We start from the raw sequence: 15,231 nt of genomic DNA on the forward strand, positions 1-15,231 counted from the left end.
ATAATGTTTCGATATTTGTCGGTTTTTTCTTGAGATAAGATCTTCGAATTGGCTAAGGCGGACCCGGTTCCGACACGAGCGGGGGCTCCGTATCCATGTTGTCCGTCTCCGGTTTGAGGGTTTTTGCCGGCACCTCGCTGGTCGTCATGGCCGGTGCCGCGGCCGCTCAGGATGCGCCGGTGCAACTCGACGAGATCGCGGTGGCCGGCAAGGCCGGGCCGCGCGGCGTCATGCCGGCCTATGCCGGCGGCCAAGTCGCGGAGGGTGGGCGTCTCGGCCTGCTCGGCAACACCGAGACGAAAACGTCTCCCTTCAGCGTCACGAGCTACACGGACAGGTTCATCCGCGACCGGCAGGCGCGCACCGCCTCCGAGGCCCTGATCCTCGACCCCTCCGTACGCGCCACGCAGACGACGGGGGCGCCGTTCGACTCATTCTACATCCGCGGTTTCCCCATCAACGAGGGGACCAGCGGCGAGATCGCCTTCGACGGCCTCTACGGCATCGCGCCGAGTTTCCGCATCTTCACGGACTATGCCGAGCGTATCGAGGTGCTGAAGGGGCCCTCCGCCGCGCTCTCGGGGGTCTCGCCCAATGGCGGCGTCGGCGGCGTCATCAACATCGTCCCCAAGCGCGCGGGCGAGGACCTGACCCGTCTCACCCTCGATTACGGCTCGGTCGCGCGCGGCGGCGGCCAGCTGGACATCGCGCGGCGCTACGGCCCGAATCGGGAATGGGGCGTCCGCTTCGTCGGCAGCCCGCGGGGCGGCGCCACCCCGTTCGACCGGCAATCCGAGACCACGGGCGTCGGGGCGCTCGCCCTCGACTACCAGGGCGAGCGGTTCCGGGCCTGGCTCTACATGCTCGCCCAGACCGATCGCTTCACCGCGCCGCTGCGCCCCTTCCTCCTCAAGGCCGGCGTGCCCGTCCCCAAGGCCCCCGACGGCCGCCTGAACCTGACGCAGCCGTGGGAATACGCGCATGTCGACGATCGCGGCGGTCTGCTGCGCACCGAATACGATCTCACCGATCAGGTCACGCTCTTCGCCGATGCCGGCGGCTCCCAGACCGGTGTCGAGCGCTACTTCGCCTCGGCCCCGACCATCCTCAACGCGCGCGGGGACACGACCACGACCCCGCAATATTACGGCATGAGCATCGACCGCTTCACGTATGACGGCGGCCTGCGCGCCCGGTTCGACACCGGCTTCGTCCGCCACGCCGTCGCGGTGCAGGCCTCGGTCTATAACGAGGACATCGCCCGGCGCCTGTCGGCCGGACGGGGCAGCTACCTGTCGAATCTCTACGCGCCGGTCCTCGTCCCCCTCATCGCCCCGACGGTGGTCGAATCGCGCCCGCGCCTGTCCGACAGCACGTTGAGCGCGATCGCGGTCGCCGACACCCTGTCGGTCTTCGACGAGCGCATCCTCCTGACCCTGGGCCTGCGCCAGCAGCGCATCGAGGCCCATAACTACGTCTCGAATGTCGGCACGCTGGCCTCGTCCTACGACAAGGGCGCGACGAGTCCCCTCGTCGGCCTGGTGGTGCGCCCCTGGGACCACGTCTCGTTCTACGGCAACTACATCGAGGGCCTGAGCCGCGGCGACGTGGCTCCCCTCGCGGCGACCAATTCCGGGGAGGTGCTCGCCCCCTATGTCGCGCATCAGGTCGAGGCGGGCGTGAAGCTGGATTTCGGGACGCTGGGGGCGAGCTTCGGCGCCTTCCAGATCACCCGGCCGATCGGCGAGCTCAGCCCGGCGCGGCGCTTCGCGCAGACCGGCGAGCAGCGCGTCGGCGGCCTCGAGTTCACTCTCTACGGCGAGGTCACGCCCGGCCTGCGGGCCCTCGGCGGCGTCACGCTCCTCGACGGCGTCCTCACCCGGACGGCGGTGGCCGCCAATATCGGCCACACGCCGATCGGGGTGCCGGGCGTGCAGCTCAATCTCGGCCTCGAGTGGGATCTGCCCTGGCTGCCCGGCCTCACCCTCAACGGGGCCGTCCTCCACACGGGGCGGCAGTTCGTCGACGCCGCGAACACCCAGGCGCTGCCGGATTGGACGCGCCTCGATCTCGGCCTGCGCTACGCGACCCTGATCGGGGGGCGCCGGGCGACCTTCCGCGCCGACGTGCTGAACGCGACCGGGGTGAATTACTGGACCGGCGTCGCCTCCTTCGGCACCTTCTTCCAGGGGGCGCCGCGCACCTATCTGCTGTCGATGTCGGTCGATCTGTGACGGTCGTGGCGGGGCGGCGTCAGATCCCCGAGGGCCCGAGCGCCTTCGGGGCGGGGCTCACCACCACCGCCGCGCCGTTGCGGATCTCGTAGACGGCGAGCGCCCGGTCGCTGGTGCCCTCCGGGCGGAAGCGGAAGGTGCCGTCGAGGCCGGCGAAGCCCGCCGGAATCGTCAGCGTGGTGTCGGCGAAGCGCTGCGAGCCGTATTGCCGGGTCAGGGCCGCGGCCAGAGAGACGGCGTCGTAGCCGAGGGAGGCGACCCGCGGCGGCACGCTGCCGAAGCGGGCCTGGTAGCGCTGGGCGAAGCTCGCGAAGCCGGCCCCGTCGGGAGCGGCGAACCAGCCGCCCTGGAAGGCCGGCAGGGCGGTGACCCGCGGGTCGTTCCACAGGGCAGTGCCGATCGGGCGGACCCGGGCGGGCGAGAAGCCGGCCTTGGTCAGGGCCGGCCCGACCGCGGACAGGCCCGTCGGCGTGTCCGGCAGGAACAGGGCGTCGGCCTGCGCCCCCGGCCCCGCGATCATCGGCCGGAGCCGGGCGATGGCCGGGCCGGGATCGGCGGCCGGGTAGCGCTCCAGGGCGACGAGGCGGGCGCCGCGCCGGGCCACCGCCTCCCGGAACTGCGCCTCGACCGCGTTGCCGTAGGTCGAATCGGGGATGAGTGCCACGAAGGAGCGGCGCCCGCCCGCTGTCGCCTCGTCGACGACGCGGTCGACCTCGGACTGGGGCAGGAAGCTGATCAGGTAGACGCCCTTGGCGGCGACGCTCGAATCCGTGGAGAAGGCCACGATCGGCTTGCCCGCTCCCCGCGCCGCGCCGGCCGCCGCCTGGACATTGGCCGCGAAGAGCGGCCCGAGCAGGATCTCGGCCCCCTCCCCCAGGGCGGCCTGCGCCGCCTCGCGGGCGCCCTCCGGCGCACCGCGGTCGTCCTTCACCAGGATCTGCAGGTCGGGCTTCTGGAAATCCTCGTAGGCGAGCTCGGCCGCATTGCGCAGGGCCGTGCCGATGGCGGAGCCCGGGCCGGTGAGGGGCGCGATCAGCGCGACCTTGACCGAGCCCGTGCCGATCCGGCCCGCGGCGACCGCCGCGGGGACGGCCTCCGCCGCCGGAGGCGCCACGGCCTGCCGGCGCGGCGCCGGCGAGCCGTCGCTCATGCAGCCGCCGAGGCCCGCCGGGAGCAGGCCCGTCAGGAGCAGGGCGACGCTGCTCGCCGCCCGGAGCCGCCGCAACGCCATCGCCAAGCCCTCCCCCGAGCCTTCCCGAAGCGGGCCCAGGTTGGGTGTGCGCCTGCGAAAAGTAAATGTGAGGGGGGCCCGGATTGCGGTCCGCAAGGGTCGGTTGCCGTGGCATTGTCGTTGCGATGACACAGCGAATCGACAAGCCGCCGTCCAGCTTCACCGCCTTCGGGCTCGCCGCCGAGGCCCAGCCGCTGGCGCCGGGCCTCTATGTCGTGGCGACGCCGATCGGCAACCTGAAGGACGTGACCTTCCGGGCGCTCGCCACCCTCGCCGCGGCCGATGCCGTGCTCGCGGAGGACACGCGGGTCACCCGGACCCTACTGATGCATTACGGCATCACCACGCCGCTGGTGGCCTATCACGAGCATTCCAACGCCGCGATCCGCGAGCGGATGGTGCTGCGCCTGAAGGCCGGGGAGGCCCTGGCTCTGGTCTCGGATGCGGGCACGCCGCTGGTCTCGGATCCCGGTTTCAAGCTCGTCCAGGCGGCGATCGAGGCCGGTATCCCGGTCACGCCCATTCCCGGCCCCTCCGCGGTGATGACCGCCATCGTCGCCGCCGGCCTGCCCACCGACCGCTTCTTCTTCGAGGGCTTCCTGCCGCAGAAATCCGGCGCCCGGCGCAACCGCCTGGAGGCGCTCGGCGGCATTCCCGGCACCATCGTCCTGTTCGAATCCCCCAATCGCCTGCCGGACATGCTGGCCGATGCCGCCGCGGTTCTCGGCGAGAACCGCCCCGCCGCCGTCGCCCGGGAGCTGACCAAACTCTACGAGACGATCCGGCGCGGCAGCCTCGGGCAGCTCGCCGCGACCTTCGCCGAGGAAGGGCCGCCCAAGGGCGAGGTCGTGGTGGTGATCGGCGCGGCGGTCGAGGAGGCGCGCTCCGCCGAGGCGGATCCCGATCTCGATGCGCGCCTGAAGGCGGCCCTCGCCCGCCACTCGATCAAGGATGCGGCGGCGCTGGTCGCCGACGAGACCGGCCAGCCCAAGCGGCAGGTCTATGCCCGCGCCCTGGCCCTGACGCGCGAGACCGATGACGCCGGCTGAGACGCGCCTGCGCGCCCGGCAGGCGGCCTATCGGCGCGGCCTGTCCAGCGAGGTCCTGGCCCTCGCGCTCCTCATGCTGAAGGGCTACCGGCCGCTGGCCCGGCGCTTCTCCGCGGCGGGCGGCGAGATCGATCTCGTCATGCGGCGGGGCCGGGTGATCGTCTTCGTGGAGGTGAAGGCCCGCGGCCGTCTGGCGGAGGCGCATGTCGCCATCGACGGGCGCAAGCAGGCCCGGTTCTCCCGCGCGGTGCGGGCCTGGCTGAGCCGGCACCCGCCTCCGCCACAGGCCACGCTGCGGGCGGATGCGGTCCTGCTGGCGCGGGGGCACTGGCCGCGCCACCTGCCGGACGCGTTCCCGCTCCAGGGCTTCTGAGGCGCTCCCCGCCGCGCCCTCGCGCGGGGCCGGAATGGCTCAGGAGGCGGGGGCGTCCCGCTCCAGGCGGCGCTTCAGGCGGGTGGCGCCGTAGATCGCGGCCAGTCGCTGGCGCGCCGCATGGACGGGCGGCGCATCGCGCTCGGCCCGGGCGGCGGCGATCACCAGCAGCGTCGCGGCGATCGAATGCTGCAGGCGCCCCTGTGCATGGGCCTGGTCGAGATGATCGGCGTCGCGCGCCGATCGCGGATCCGTCTTCGGCATGTTCGGCTTCAGCCCCTGTGCTCGGAGACGGGCCCGATCGCCACGCGACCGGGAGCGCCCCAAGTCCTGATGTGCCGCGCTTCTTTCCGCCGGAGCCGCATCCGCTTCGGCGACGAGCGCTCTGAATGCCGCCGTCCTTCCGGATGGGCGGCGTCGCCACGCTCGGGGAGACGATTGTCGGCATCAAGGCAGCTTGGCCGTAGGCCAGGCGCGGCGTGGTTCCGGCTGCCATCCCGTTCCGGAGTGCGCTCCGCCGGAGGGGATGTCGGTTCGGCGACAGGGAGCCCGTCGAAACCAGGGCCTGGAGCCGTGCCCGATTGCAACGCGATCGGGCACGGCTTTAGAACCGGAGCCGCGCCGGCCGGATCGCGACCTCGGGGCTTCGTGGAGCCGGAGAGCGCCCTTCCTGCGGGTTCCCTGCTCTTGAAGACGTGTCGTGCAAGTGCCTCGATCCACTGACAGCAAAGTCGATTTGATTGCCCAGATCGAGTCTCCCGAATTCCCCGTCCAGTATCCGCATGTCGTCAACCGGCACCTGCTCGACCCATCGGCGCAGTCGGCCATGGAATATTCCTGGAGCAGGAAGCTCTTCGAAACGCACCCGATCCGGATCTTCAAGCTCCGCAACGTCTTCGTGGCGGGCGAGGGGATCGTCTTCGACCGGTCGGGCCGTCACGACCCGCAATTCATCACGCAGCAGGCGAACGACCACATCGCGCGCGCCCAGTCCGAGGTTCTGCAGGCGATCTCGGACAACCATTTCCAGGTCAAAACCGATCCCTGCGTGCTGTGCGTCAAGCCGGGATGGCAGAATTACGGGCACTGGCTGATGGAGATGCTGCCGGTCGCCAATATCGTCAACAGGGTCGTCGACTCGTCGCGGCTGAAGTTCCTCGTCTCGGGCGGATACCCCGAGGGGATGAAGAGGGTCGTCCGGCAGAGCCTCGACCTCTGCGCGATGCCGGAGCCGAACATCGAGATCTACGGGCACGTTCCGACGTTCTTCGAGACCTTGTACTGCGTCCAGGGGCTGACGATGCACGGCATCTACATGTCCCCCCTCGTGTTCAACGCCATCGACAAGCTGTCCGAGCCGGCGCGGCCGACACCCTCCCGCAGGCTCTACATCAAGCGGGGAGAGGGTCTCAGCCGAAGCATCGTGAATGCGGACGCCTTCGAGAAGCGGCTGCTTGCGCAGGGTTTTTCGGTGATCGAGCCGGAAAAGCTCGATTTCGCCGAGCAGATCGCGCAGTTCAAAGGGGCGGAGAGCATCGTCGGCATCGCCGGTGCGGGCATGACCAACATCGCCTTCTCCGGCTCGAACGCGAATGTCGTGATTCTCTATCCGCAATCGATGCCGGACACGTTCTTCTTCTTCATCGCCACGCACCGGCACCTCAACCTGACGGATGTCCGCTGTCAGGAGGTCGACAACTCCCTGACGCACAATTCCTGGGATCGGAAGATCACCCTCTCCGAGGGCGACATCGACGCCATCATCGCCCGGGCGCTCGACGGGAAGGCCTGACGCCTGCCCGCGAAGGCGGGGGAGACCGGCGCCATGGCATCCGGCCCCGCCCCGAGACCCACCGGGCCGCCGCTGCGTTGTGCACGGGGGGCGGCCGCGAGATCGCCGCGTAACATGCCTCCGATAGGCAGGGGGGGCGGGCGCCGGCACCCCCGCCGCGGCACGCATCGGCCGGGCCGGATGCCCGCCGAGCGGCGGGGCATCGACGGGGCAATCGACGGGGAGAGTGTCGGCATGAGCGGGACGGAAGGACGCGTCGAGATCATCGGGGCCCCGATCGAGATCGGGACCAGCGAGCCGGGCGCCCTGATGGGGCCGGCGGCCCTGCGCACCGCCGGCCTGGGGCGCACCCTGACGGAGCTGGGTTTCGCCGTCACCGATCGCGGGGACGTCGCTCCCGAAGGCCCCCCCGACCTGCGCGGGCTCCCCGCCGTGCGGGCCTGGACGCGGGCGATCGCCGCGGCGGTCGGCGATGCGCTCGACCGGGACGCCCTGCCGCTGGTGGCGGGCGGCGATCACAGCCTCTCGCTCGGCTCCCTCGACGGGGTGCTGCGCCATATCGGCGGGGCGCGGCCGGTCTTCGTGCTCTGGCTCGACGCGCATGCGGATTTCAACACGCCCGAGACCTCGCCCTCGGGCAACGCCCACGGCATGCCGCTCGCCGCGCTCTGCGGGGAGCCCGGCTTCGAGGAGATGTTCGCGGACGGCGAGCGGCCCATGCTCGACCCGTCCCACATCCATCTCTTCGGCTTGCGCTCGATCGATCCCGGTGAGCGGGCGCTGGTGCGGGCCCGCCGCGTCGACGTGACCGACATGCGCATGATCGACGAGTTCGGGGTGGTCGCCCCGCTGCGCCGCATCCTCGACCGGGTCGCTGCGGCCGGGGGGCACCTGCATGTCAGCTTCGACGTGGATTTCCTCGACCCCGCCATCGCACCGGGCGTCGGCACCACCGTGCCGGGCGGGGCGACCTGCCGCGAGGCGCATCTCATCATGGAGATGCTGCACGATTCCGGGCTGGTCGGTTCCCTCGACGTGGTCGAGCTCAACCCCTTCCTCGACGAGCGGGGACGCAGCGCCAAGGTGCTGGTGGAACTCGTGGCGAGCCTGTTCGGCCGCTGCATCATCGACCGGCCGGCCGGGGCGGCCTCGATCGAGGTCGCCCCGGAGGATCGCTGACGGGTCCCGCGGGTCCGGGACCCGGCTCTTCAGAACCGGACGATCACCTGGGCCCGGATCGTGCGCGGGGCGCCGGGCGTGATCTGGTTGTTGTTCGTCGCGGTGTAGATGTAGTTGCGGTCGAAGATGTTCTCGATGTTGATCTGCGCCCGCGCCCAGTCGTTGATCTTATAGAACAGCCCCAGGTCGAAGCGCGAGTAGCTCGGCAGCCTGACCGCGTTGTCGGAGCTCGCGAAGGTGTGGCTCTGGTAGAGATAGCCGACGCCGATCGCGAATTCGCGCGTCACGTCGAACTTGTTCCACAGGGACACGGCGTTGAACGGCACGAGGCCGACCGTGTTGCCCGCGACGACGGTGGCCGAGGTGGCACTCTCGATCCGGGCATCGGTGAAGCTGTAGCCGCCGGCCACCTGCCACCAATCCGTGACGTAGCCGTTGGCGCCGATCTCGACGCCCTTGGCGTTCGTCCGCCCCGACAGCAGGAAGAAGCCGGCATTGTTCGGATCCGGCAGGCGCTGGTTGGTCCGGTCGAGGTCGTAGGCGGCGGCGGTGAGCTGGAAGTCCGGCGTGACGTCGTACTTCACGCCGACCTCCTTGTTCTCGAAGCCTTCCGGTCGGGCGAAGGCGAGGCCCGCGGAGAAGATGCCGATCTGGTCGCCCGCGCTCGGCAGGTAGGAGACGCTGTAGCTGCCGTAGAAGGCGAGGTTCGGCAGGGGCTTCAGGACGATGCCGGCTCGGGGCGAGACGAGGTCGTCGATCCGCGCTGTCTGCTCGCCCGTGTTCTGGTTGCGCGAGGCGAAGTCGAAATGGTCGTAGCGCAGGCCGCCGAGGACCTGCAGCCAGTCGGTCACCTCGATCTGGTCCTGCGCGTAGACCGCGGCGAGGCCGAGATCGTAGCGCGCATTCGCGTCCGACGTGCCGTTGTTGCGGAAGGTCACCGGGACGCGGCTGACCGGGGAGAGCGGGTTCACGACGAGGCTGGTCGCGACGTTGTTGAAGTAGCCCGTCTGCCGGAAGGCGGTCCCCTCCTGGTAGCCGAGCTCGAAGCCGGCAAGCAGGGTGTGCTTCATGCCCGCGATCACCGTCTTGTAGACGAAGTCGTTCTGGCTGAAGTAGTTCGTCCGGTTGGTGTCGTTGCGGTAGGCCCCGAGCGGCACCGCGGTGCCGGCCGCGTTGACGGCGCCGCCCGGATAGACGTTCCGGTAGAACTTCTCGTAATCGGCGAAGCGCAGCTGGCTGTGCATCTCCACGCCCGAGTCGAACCGGTGATCGAGGGCGACGGTGGCGATGTGGGCATCGACCTGCGCCCGGTTCACGTCCGGATTGCCGAAGAAGGTCGCCCGGTTGCGGCGGTAATCGTAGGCGCGGCCGAACCGGGAGGGGATGCCCCGATCCGTGAGCCGGTCGTCGTGGAAGTACTCGTAGGAGACCTTCAGCGTGGTGGCCGGATCGATGAGGAAGGTCATCGTCGGGTTGACGCCGTAGCGGGTCAGGTCGCCGAACTGGCGGTAGGTGCCGGATTGCTCGGCCATGCCGTTCAGGCGGAAGAAGGCGGTGTCGCTCACGCGGTCGCCCACGTCGACGGCGACGCGCTTGGCGTCGAACTGGCCGCCCCCGGCCACGATCTCGCGCACCCGCAGCCCGTCGGCTTCCTTGAGCACGCGGTTGATGACGCCGCCGCCACCGCCGCGGCCGAAGATCAGGGAATCGGGTCCCTTCAGCACCTCGACGCGCTCGACGTTGTAGAGGTCGCGGTAATACTGGACGTCGTCGCGGATGCCGTTGACGAAGAAGTCGGCATTCGTGCTCTGCCCGCGGATGACCACCTGGTCGCGGTTGCCCTCGCCCTGCGAGGGCAGCACGCCCGGCACGTAGCGCAGCTGGTCGGTCAGGTTCTGGAAGTTCTGGTCGCGGATCTGCTGCTGCGGGATGATGGTGACCGCCTGGGGCGTGTCGATCAGCGGCGTGTCGGTCTTGGTGGCGCTGCGCGTCGCCTTGGTGAGATAGCCGACCGTGACGCCGCCGCGCGGGCCCGGAACGCCGGCGCCGCCGCCGACGACGCTCAGCTCGTCGAGCGTGGTGGTCGTCGCCCCGTCGAGGACGGGGGGCGGTGCCGCCTCGGCCCCGGCGGCGAGGAGAGGCGTCGCCAGCAGGGCGGCCGCCATGGCGCGAGGAGTGATCTGACCCATTGGAGAAAGCCCACCGTCTTCTTGTGTTGCGTCCGGCGGGTCGTGGGGCGCGACGGATCCGGCAGCCTGCACCGCCTTGACGGAAGACGGCCGCGCCGAAGGCGCGGTGCCGGCCGTGGATCCCGGATGTCGCGGCCGGCTGTTGCGGCTCGCTGAACGATGTCGCGACTATTCCGAGTGGATTGATCTTCTCAAGGATTGTTTCTTAGAGATTTCTAATCTTGTCTGGAATTGATCTAATACGGATTCCAGCCTTGGCCGTAAGCGGTTGAATGCGCACGAATAAGATTTGCGCAATCATAGGTTGTTTAATCCTGGGCGCCTCTCGATGGCGGGGGATCTGTTGCGGTAATGTCACGAACGGCGGGGCCGGGATGCGCCCCGCCCCGCGGCCTCAATCCCGGAAGCTGACCTTCGTGCCCCGTTCGACATGGGCGGCGAGGCTACGCGCATCCCAGTTCGTCAGCCGGATGCAGCCATGCGATTCCGTCTTGCCGATCTTTTCCGGCTCCGGCGTGCCGTGAATACCGTAGGAGGGGATCGCGAGATCGATCCAGACGAGGCCGACCGGGTTGTTCGGTCCCGGCTCGATCGAGAAGCGGTGCCGGGCCTTCACCCCGGCGAAACGGTAGCGCGGGTTGTAGGTGTACCAGGGGTCGAAGGCGACGCCCTTCACCTTGGTGTCGCCGCTCGGTGCGGGTTTCTCGGCGCTGCCGATCGAGGCCGGCACGTCGGAGACGAGGGCGCCGTCCTCCCCGAAGGCGCGCACGCGCCGCGCGCCCTTGTCGACCTCGATCCGGGTCACCTTCGGCGCCTGCGGCCGGGGCTCGATCTTGCCCTGCCCCATCGGCGTCACGCCCGCGACGAGGAGCACCGTCCCGGCCTTGTCGAGGGGCTTGCCCGGGTTCATCGCCGAGAGGAGGTCGCGCTGCATGTGGTAGCGCTCGGCGAGCATCTCGCGGGGATTGGTGTAGCGCAGGGGGCCGATCTCGGCCTGTTCCTCCAGCCGGCGCGGCACGGAGGCGAGGAACGGCCCCTTCACCTCCGCCTCGCCGAGGGTGATCTCGGCGGTGACGGGCTGCGCCCCCTGGGCGAGCCTGTCGAACAGCGCCTGGTCGAGGGTCTCGCGCGCGGGAAGCCCCTGGGCGGCGGCATAGGCCCGCAAGGCCCCCCGGAGGTTGTCGCCATCGCGCCCGTCGATGGCACCCGGCGAGAAGCCGGCGCGGTCGAGCAGCACCTGCACCTTGATGAGGAGAGGATCGGGGCTGGGCTTTGCCGCCTCGGCCTTCCGGCCGGGCTTCTTCGGCCGTGACGTATCCTGCGCCTTGCCGGCCGGCGCTGCGACGAAGGTCGCGGTCTCGATGGCTTCGCGGGTCAACGGTGGGGCGGCCGGTTCCGCCCCGGCCGCGGCGGGCGCGAGCACCACGACCGCCCAAGCCGCGAACCGGATCCGCCCCATCGCCCGCCCCTTCCGCTCACGCGCTCCGGATCGACAAGCTGCGGCCACGCCTCCCCGTTCCGGAGGCGGCGGCGCTGCGTCACCGGAACGCGCCGGATTTCGCCTTTGCTCGTGTTTTCGGGGACGGCTTGGGGGCGAGGGACACCCGGCACGACCGGAGCGATCCCCCGCAAGCCGGTGGGCCCTCTCAAAACCTCACTCGCAGAGCCGGTGGCCGGCATTGCGCTCGCGTTCGTCGAGATGGAGGTGGTTGGCGTGGGCGGCGTCCGAGCCCGGGCCGAGCACGGTACGGAAGAAGGCGCAGGCCTTGCCGCGTACGCTCGTCACGAAGGCGGCTTCCGGCGTCCCCTCCGGCAGCCCGGTGACCTTGATCGGCGCGCGCTTGGCGAAGCCGAAGCCCATCACGTCGACCGCGTTGGCGAAGGCGTGCTCGCTGAGCTTGGCGTCGGTGTCGTGGTTCTGGCCGCGGCAGAGATAGGAGCCCCCGAGGGAGAGCGTCGTCGGGGGCTCGGAGAGCTGCGTCTCGGCGGCGACCGTGACCTCGCTCGCCCAGCGGGCCAGGGCCTCGGCCGCGCGGCAGGACAGGATCGCCGCCGGCTCCAGGGCGACCGCGTCCCCGAGGCGCGTCACCCGCAGGGGCTGGGGCACGCTGCATTGCCCCTCGGTGATCGCCGGCAGCGCCTCGTAGCGCACGCCGAGCCGGTCGAGCCGGCGCCGGCAGGCGGTGTCGTCCGGCGCGGCGACCTTCAGGGCGAGGGCGGCCTCCCCCGAGAGCTCGGGCGGCCGGGCCGGTGGTGCCGGCGCGTCCGTGGGGAGTGGTGCCGCGGGTTGCACCGGGGGTGTCAGCTCCGCTGGCCGCTCGGGCGGCAACGGTGGGGTCTCCGCCGGGCCGGTGGCCTTCGGCGTGGCGAGTTCGGCTGGCCGGGGGGGCGGCTGCGGTGGCCCCTGCCCTTCGGAGGACGGCGCCTTGTCCTGCGCCGGCGCCGCGAGGACCGAGCCCAGGAACGCGAGGCCGGCGAGCCCGAGGCGTCCGCGCCCTCCCCGCGCCGAGACCGCGCTGCGGAGCCGGGCCGTCGCAGGCCGCGCGGGCGTGGTGAGATCGTCTCCGCCCGGATCCCCCCGAGACGGGCTCGACCCACGGGTAACCCGCACCGGAACGCGTAGCATCGCAAGACCCGCCTATCGACGGTTGCGATTAGTCGGAGACGGGGAGAGACCTGCAAGGGCGGCCAGGACACGCGCCCCGATTTCCGTGTGGCCGGATCACGTCGCGGTCGCGCACGCGAAAGCCTGCTCAGTACCGAGGGGATGAGTACCGACAATGCCGCAGATCACGGCGAGTGGCGCGAAAACGGGCCGCCTCGCAGGAGGCGGGGTGCCGTGACGTCCTCTCCGATCAGTACCGGGTCAGGAACAGGCCGGCCAGCAGGAAGCAGAAGCCCCCCAGCGCCAGCACGCCTTCCTTCCGCTGCGTGCGATCATAGAAATGTGCCAGCGCGCCACCGCCGCACAGAGCCGCGCCCAAGCCGATTGCCATTGCGCCCATCGAACCCGTCTCCCCGTCGAGACATCGCCGTTGCCGGCCGAAGCATCCCGACGCCGTTGTCGCGATGCGAGGGCAGGTGACCGCGTGGTATCGCCGGATGACTTCGATTCGCCGTTGCGCCGGTGATTCGAGGGCTGCCGGACGACGCAGACCAATTCTGCTCCTTCGCGATTACCTAAGCAATCCCGGTGCCACGATTTCGGCGTAGTCGTTAATCCCTAGAGCCTTCGAAAGGCGGTGATGGCGGCGAGGTCCGTTGACCCTCGGCGGTCCGCCTGGATATGCACCGGCATGCACGAAGAAATTTCCGGCTTCGACGTCGTGGTCGTCGGCGGCGGTCACGCAGGCGTCGAAGCCGCGGCGGCCTCCGCCCGCACGGGCGCGCGCACGGCCCTGGTGACGCACCGGGCGGCGACGATCGGCGCGATGTCCTGCAACCCGGCGATCGGCGGCCTCGGCAAGGGGCATCTCGTCCGCGAGGTCGATGCCCTCGACGGCCTGATGGGGCGGGTGGCCGATGCGGCGGGCATCCAGTTCCGCCTGCTCAACCGGCGCAAGGGCCCCGCGGTGCGGGGGCCGCGCACCCAGGCCGACCGCAAGCTCTACGCTGCCGCCATGCAGGCGGCCGTGGCGGCGACGGAGGGGCTCACCCTGGTCGAGGGCGAGGTCGAGGATCTCGCGGTCTCGGAGGGGCGCGTGGCCGGCGTCGTCCTGAGCGACGGGCGCCGCCTGTCCGCCGGCGCGGTGGTGATCACCACGGGCACCTTCCTGCGCGGGCTCATCCATATCGGCCCCCGGCAAGTGCCGGCCGGCCGCGTCGGCGAGGGACCGGCCATTGGCCTCGCCCTCACCCTCGACCGGCTCGGTTTCCGCCTCGGCCGCCTCAAGACCGGCACGCCCGCGCGCCTCGACGGCCGCACCATCGACTGGGCGAGCCTCGAGATGCAGCACGCGGATGCGGAGCCCGTGCCCTTCTCGACCTTGACCGAGCGGATCACCACGCCGCAGATCGCCTGCGGCATCACCCGCACCACCCGGGCGGTCCACGACCTCATCCGCGAGAACCTGCATCTCTCGCCGATGTATTCCGGCGGCATCGCCAGCCGCGGCCCGCGCTATTGCCCCTCCATCGAGGACAAGGTGGTCCGCTTCGGCGACCGGGAGGGCCACCAGATCTTCCTGGAGCCGGAAGGGCTCGACGATCCCACCGTCTACCCGAACGGCATCTCCACGGCCCTGCCGGAGGAGGTCCAGGCGGCGATCATCGCGGCGATCCCCGGGCTCGAAAAGACGCGGATCCTGCGGCCGGGCTACGCGATCGAGTACGACTACATCGATCCGCGCGAGCTCGATGCGAGCCTGCAGACGAAGCGCCTCCCCGGCCTGTTCCTGGCCGGGCAGATCAACGGCACCACCGGCTACGAGGAGGCGGCGGCCCAGGGCGTGGTCGCCGGGCTCAACGCGGCCCGCCTCGCGGGCGGCGCGGCCCCGGCCCTGTTCGACCGGGCGGAATCCTATCTCGGCGTGATGATCGACGACCTCGTCACCCACGGGGTGAGCGAGCCTTACCGCATGTTCACCTCGCGCTCGGAATATCGGTTGTCCCTCCGCGTCGACAATGCCGACGAGCGGCTGACCGCCAAGGGGGCGGCCCTGGGCTGCGTCGGCGCCGGGCGGCTCGCGCATTTCGAGGCGTCTCAGGCGAAGCTCGAAGCGGCGCGCCGGCAGCTCGACGCTCTGAGCCTGACGCCGACCCAGGCGGCCGCGCAGGGCATCTCGCTCAATCGTGACGGCATCCGCCGCACGGCATTCCAGCTGCTGTCCTACCCGGAGATCACCTGGGAACGGCTCGCCGGGGTCTGGCCGGAGCTCGGCGGCGTCGCGCCCGCGGTGGCGGAGCGTCTGCGCACGGATGCGACCTATTCGGTCTATCTCGACCGGCAGAGCGCCGATATCGCCGCCTTCCGGCGCGACGAGGGCGTGACCCTGCCGGCCGGGCTCGATTACGGGCGCATTGCCGGGCTCTCCAACGAGATGCGGGGCAAGCTCGAGACGGTGAAGCCGGCCACCCTCGGGCAGGCGGCGCGGATCGAGGGCATGACGCCGGCGGCGCTGACCCTGCTCGCCGCCCATGCCCGGCAGGGCCGCGCCTCGCGCGCCGCCTGAACCACGTCGGACG

Annotated in this window: 12 protein-coding genes; 6 read left to right on the plus strand and 6 right to left on the minus strand. The window is 70.7% G+C overall.

Going from position 1 to position 15,231, the window contains the following annotated elements; translation table 11 throughout:
* The first annotated feature begins 95 nt into the window (after positions 1 to 95).
* Positions 96 to 2,234, plus strand: a complete 2,139-nt coding sequence (locus MMB17_RS06630) for a TonB-dependent receptor (protein ID WP_420847343.1) — start codon at positions 96 to 98, stop codon at positions 2,232 to 2,234.
* Between the two features lie 19 nt (positions 2,235 to 2,253).
* On the opposite strand, the gene MMB17_RS06635 is transcribed toward MMB17_RS06630, so the two are convergent.
* On the minus strand, positions 2,254 to 3,465 hold the full coding sequence (locus MMB17_RS06635) for a penicillin-binding protein activator (RefSeq protein WP_241101510.1): 1,212 nt from the start codon (positions 3,463 to 3,465) through the stop codon (positions 2,254 to 2,256).
* A 125-nt stretch (positions 3,466 to 3,590) separates the two neighbouring features.
* Here MMB17_RS06635 and rsmI point away from each other — a divergent pair, with 125 nt between their 5' ends.
* Both rsmI and MMB17_RS06645 read left to right on the plus strand, forming a co-directional pair.
* Positions 3,591 to 4,514: a 16S rRNA (cytidine(1402)-2'-O)-methyltransferase gene (rsmI, locus tag MMB17_RS06640; RefSeq protein WP_241101511.1), complete on the plus strand. Its 924-nt coding sequence runs from the start codon at positions 3,591 to 3,593 to the stop codon at positions 4,512 to 4,514.
* Positions 4,501 to 4,887 carry a YraN family protein gene (locus MMB17_RS06645; RefSeq protein WP_238309437.1) on the plus strand — a complete coding sequence of 129 codons (387 nt, stop codon included), beginning with the start codon at positions 4,501 to 4,503 and terminating at the stop codon, positions 4,885 to 4,887. The genes rsmI and MMB17_RS06645 overlap by 14 nt, the downstream gene beginning before the upstream one ends.
* A gap of 39 nt (positions 4,888 to 4,926) precedes the next feature.
* Here MMB17_RS06645 and MMB17_RS06650 read toward each other — a convergent pair whose 3' ends face one another.
* On the minus strand, positions 4,927 to 5,151 hold the full coding sequence (locus tag MMB17_RS06650) for a hypothetical protein (protein WP_238309436.1): 225 nt from the start codon (positions 5,149 to 5,151) through the stop codon (positions 4,927 to 4,929).
* Positions 5,152 to 5,623: 472 nt separating this feature from the next.
* Here MMB17_RS06650 and MMB17_RS06655 point away from each other — a divergent pair, with 472 nt between their 5' ends.
* Positions 5,624 to 6,679 carry a glycosyltransferase family 61 protein gene (locus tag MMB17_RS06655; RefSeq protein WP_241101512.1) on the plus strand — a complete coding sequence of 352 codons (1,056 nt, stop codon included), beginning with the start codon at positions 5,624 to 5,626 and terminating at the stop codon, positions 6,677 to 6,679.
* 234 nt (positions 6,680 to 6,913) lie between these two features.
* A complete protein-coding gene (gene rocF, locus MMB17_RS06660) occupies positions 6,914 to 7,858 on the plus strand; it encodes an arginase (protein ID WP_241101513.1) in 945 nt (314 codons plus the stop codon).
* Between the two features lie 29 nt (positions 7,859 to 7,887).
* Here rocF and MMB17_RS06665 read toward each other — a convergent pair whose 3' ends face one another.
* The 4 genes from MMB17_RS06665 to MMB17_RS06680 form a co-directional block, all read right to left on the minus strand.
* Positions 7,888 to 10,023 (minus strand): TonB-dependent receptor, encoded by a 2,136-nt coding sequence (locus tag MMB17_RS06665; RefSeq protein ID WP_241101514.1) that lies wholly within the window; start codon positions 10,021 to 10,023, stop codon positions 7,888 to 7,890.
* A gap of 418 nt (positions 10,024 to 10,441) precedes the next feature.
* The gene (locus MMB17_RS06670; protein ID WP_241101515.1) at positions 10,442 to 11,506 is read right to left on the minus strand and encodes a L,D-transpeptidase family protein; all 1,065 of its coding nucleotides are present in this window, start codon (positions 11,504 to 11,506) and stop codon (positions 10,442 to 10,444) included.
* A gap of 195 nt (positions 11,507 to 11,701) precedes the next feature.
* Positions 11,702 to 12,340 carry an extensin-like domain-containing protein gene (locus MMB17_RS06675; protein WP_420847344.1) on the minus strand — a complete coding sequence of 213 codons (639 nt, stop codon included), beginning with the start codon at positions 12,338 to 12,340 and terminating at the stop codon, positions 11,702 to 11,704.
* A gap of 562 nt (positions 12,341 to 12,902) precedes the next feature.
* On the minus strand, positions 12,903 to 13,052 hold the full coding sequence (locus MMB17_RS06680; protein ID WP_238309430.1) for a hypothetical protein: 150 nt from the start codon (positions 13,050 to 13,052) through the stop codon (positions 12,903 to 12,905).
* 291 nt (positions 13,053 to 13,343) lie between these two features.
* Between MMB17_RS06680 and mnmG the strand changes: the two genes are divergently transcribed.
* The gene (gene mnmG, locus MMB17_RS06685) at positions 13,344 to 15,218 is read left to right on the plus strand and encodes a tRNA uridine-5-carboxymethylaminomethyl(34) synthesis enzyme MnmG (RefSeq protein ID WP_241101516.1); all 1,875 of its coding nucleotides are present in this window, start codon (positions 13,344 to 13,346) and stop codon (positions 15,216 to 15,218) included.
* Positions 15,219 to 15,231 lie beyond the last annotated feature (13 nt).

Origin of the sequence: Methylobacterium organophilum, from assembly GCF_022533465.1 — a bacterium.
Lineage (GTDB): Bacteria > Pseudomonadota > Alphaproteobacteria > Rhizobiales > Beijerinckiaceae > Methylobacterium > Methylobacterium organophilum.

Excerpts from the sequence above, each read along its gene's own strand:
- MMB17_RS06630 (WP_420847343.1), top strand. The coding sequence starts at position 96 with ATGTTGTCCGTCTCCGGTTTGAGGGTTTTTGCCGGCACCTCGCTGGTC.
- MMB17_RS06635 (WP_241101510.1), bottom strand. The coding sequence starts at position 3,465 with ATGGCGTTGCGGCGGCTCCGGGCGGCGAGCAGCGTCGCCCTGCTCCTG.
- rsmI (WP_241101511.1), top strand. The coding sequence starts at position 3,591 with ATGACACAGCGAATCGACAAGCCGCCGTCCAGCTTCACCGCCTTCGGG.
- MMB17_RS06645 (WP_238309437.1), top strand. The coding sequence starts at position 4,501 with ATGACGCCGGCTGAGACGCGCCTGCGCGCCCGGCAGGCGGCCTATCGG.
- MMB17_RS06650 (WP_238309436.1), bottom strand. The coding sequence starts at position 5,151 with ATGCCGAAGACGGATCCGCGATCGGCGCGCGACGCCGATCATCTCGAC.
- rocF (WP_241101513.1), top strand. The coding sequence starts at position 6,914 with ATGAGCGGGACGGAAGGACGCGTCGAGATCATCGGGGCCCCGATCGAG.
- MMB17_RS06665 (WP_241101514.1), bottom strand. The coding sequence starts at position 10,023 with ATGGCGGCCGCCCTGCTGGCGACGCCTCTCCTCGCCGCCGGGGCCGAG.
- MMB17_RS06670 (WP_241101515.1), bottom strand. The coding sequence starts at position 11,506 with ATGGGGCGGATCCGGTTCGCGGCTTGGGCGGTCGTGGTGCTCGCGCCC.
- MMB17_RS06680 (WP_238309430.1), bottom strand. The coding sequence starts at position 13,052 with ATGGGCGCAATGGCAATCGGCTTGGGCGCGGCTCTGTGCGGCGGTGGC.
- mnmG (WP_241101516.1), top strand. The coding sequence starts at position 13,344 with ATGCACGAAGAAATTTCCGGCTTCGACGTCGTGGTCGTCGGCGGCGGT.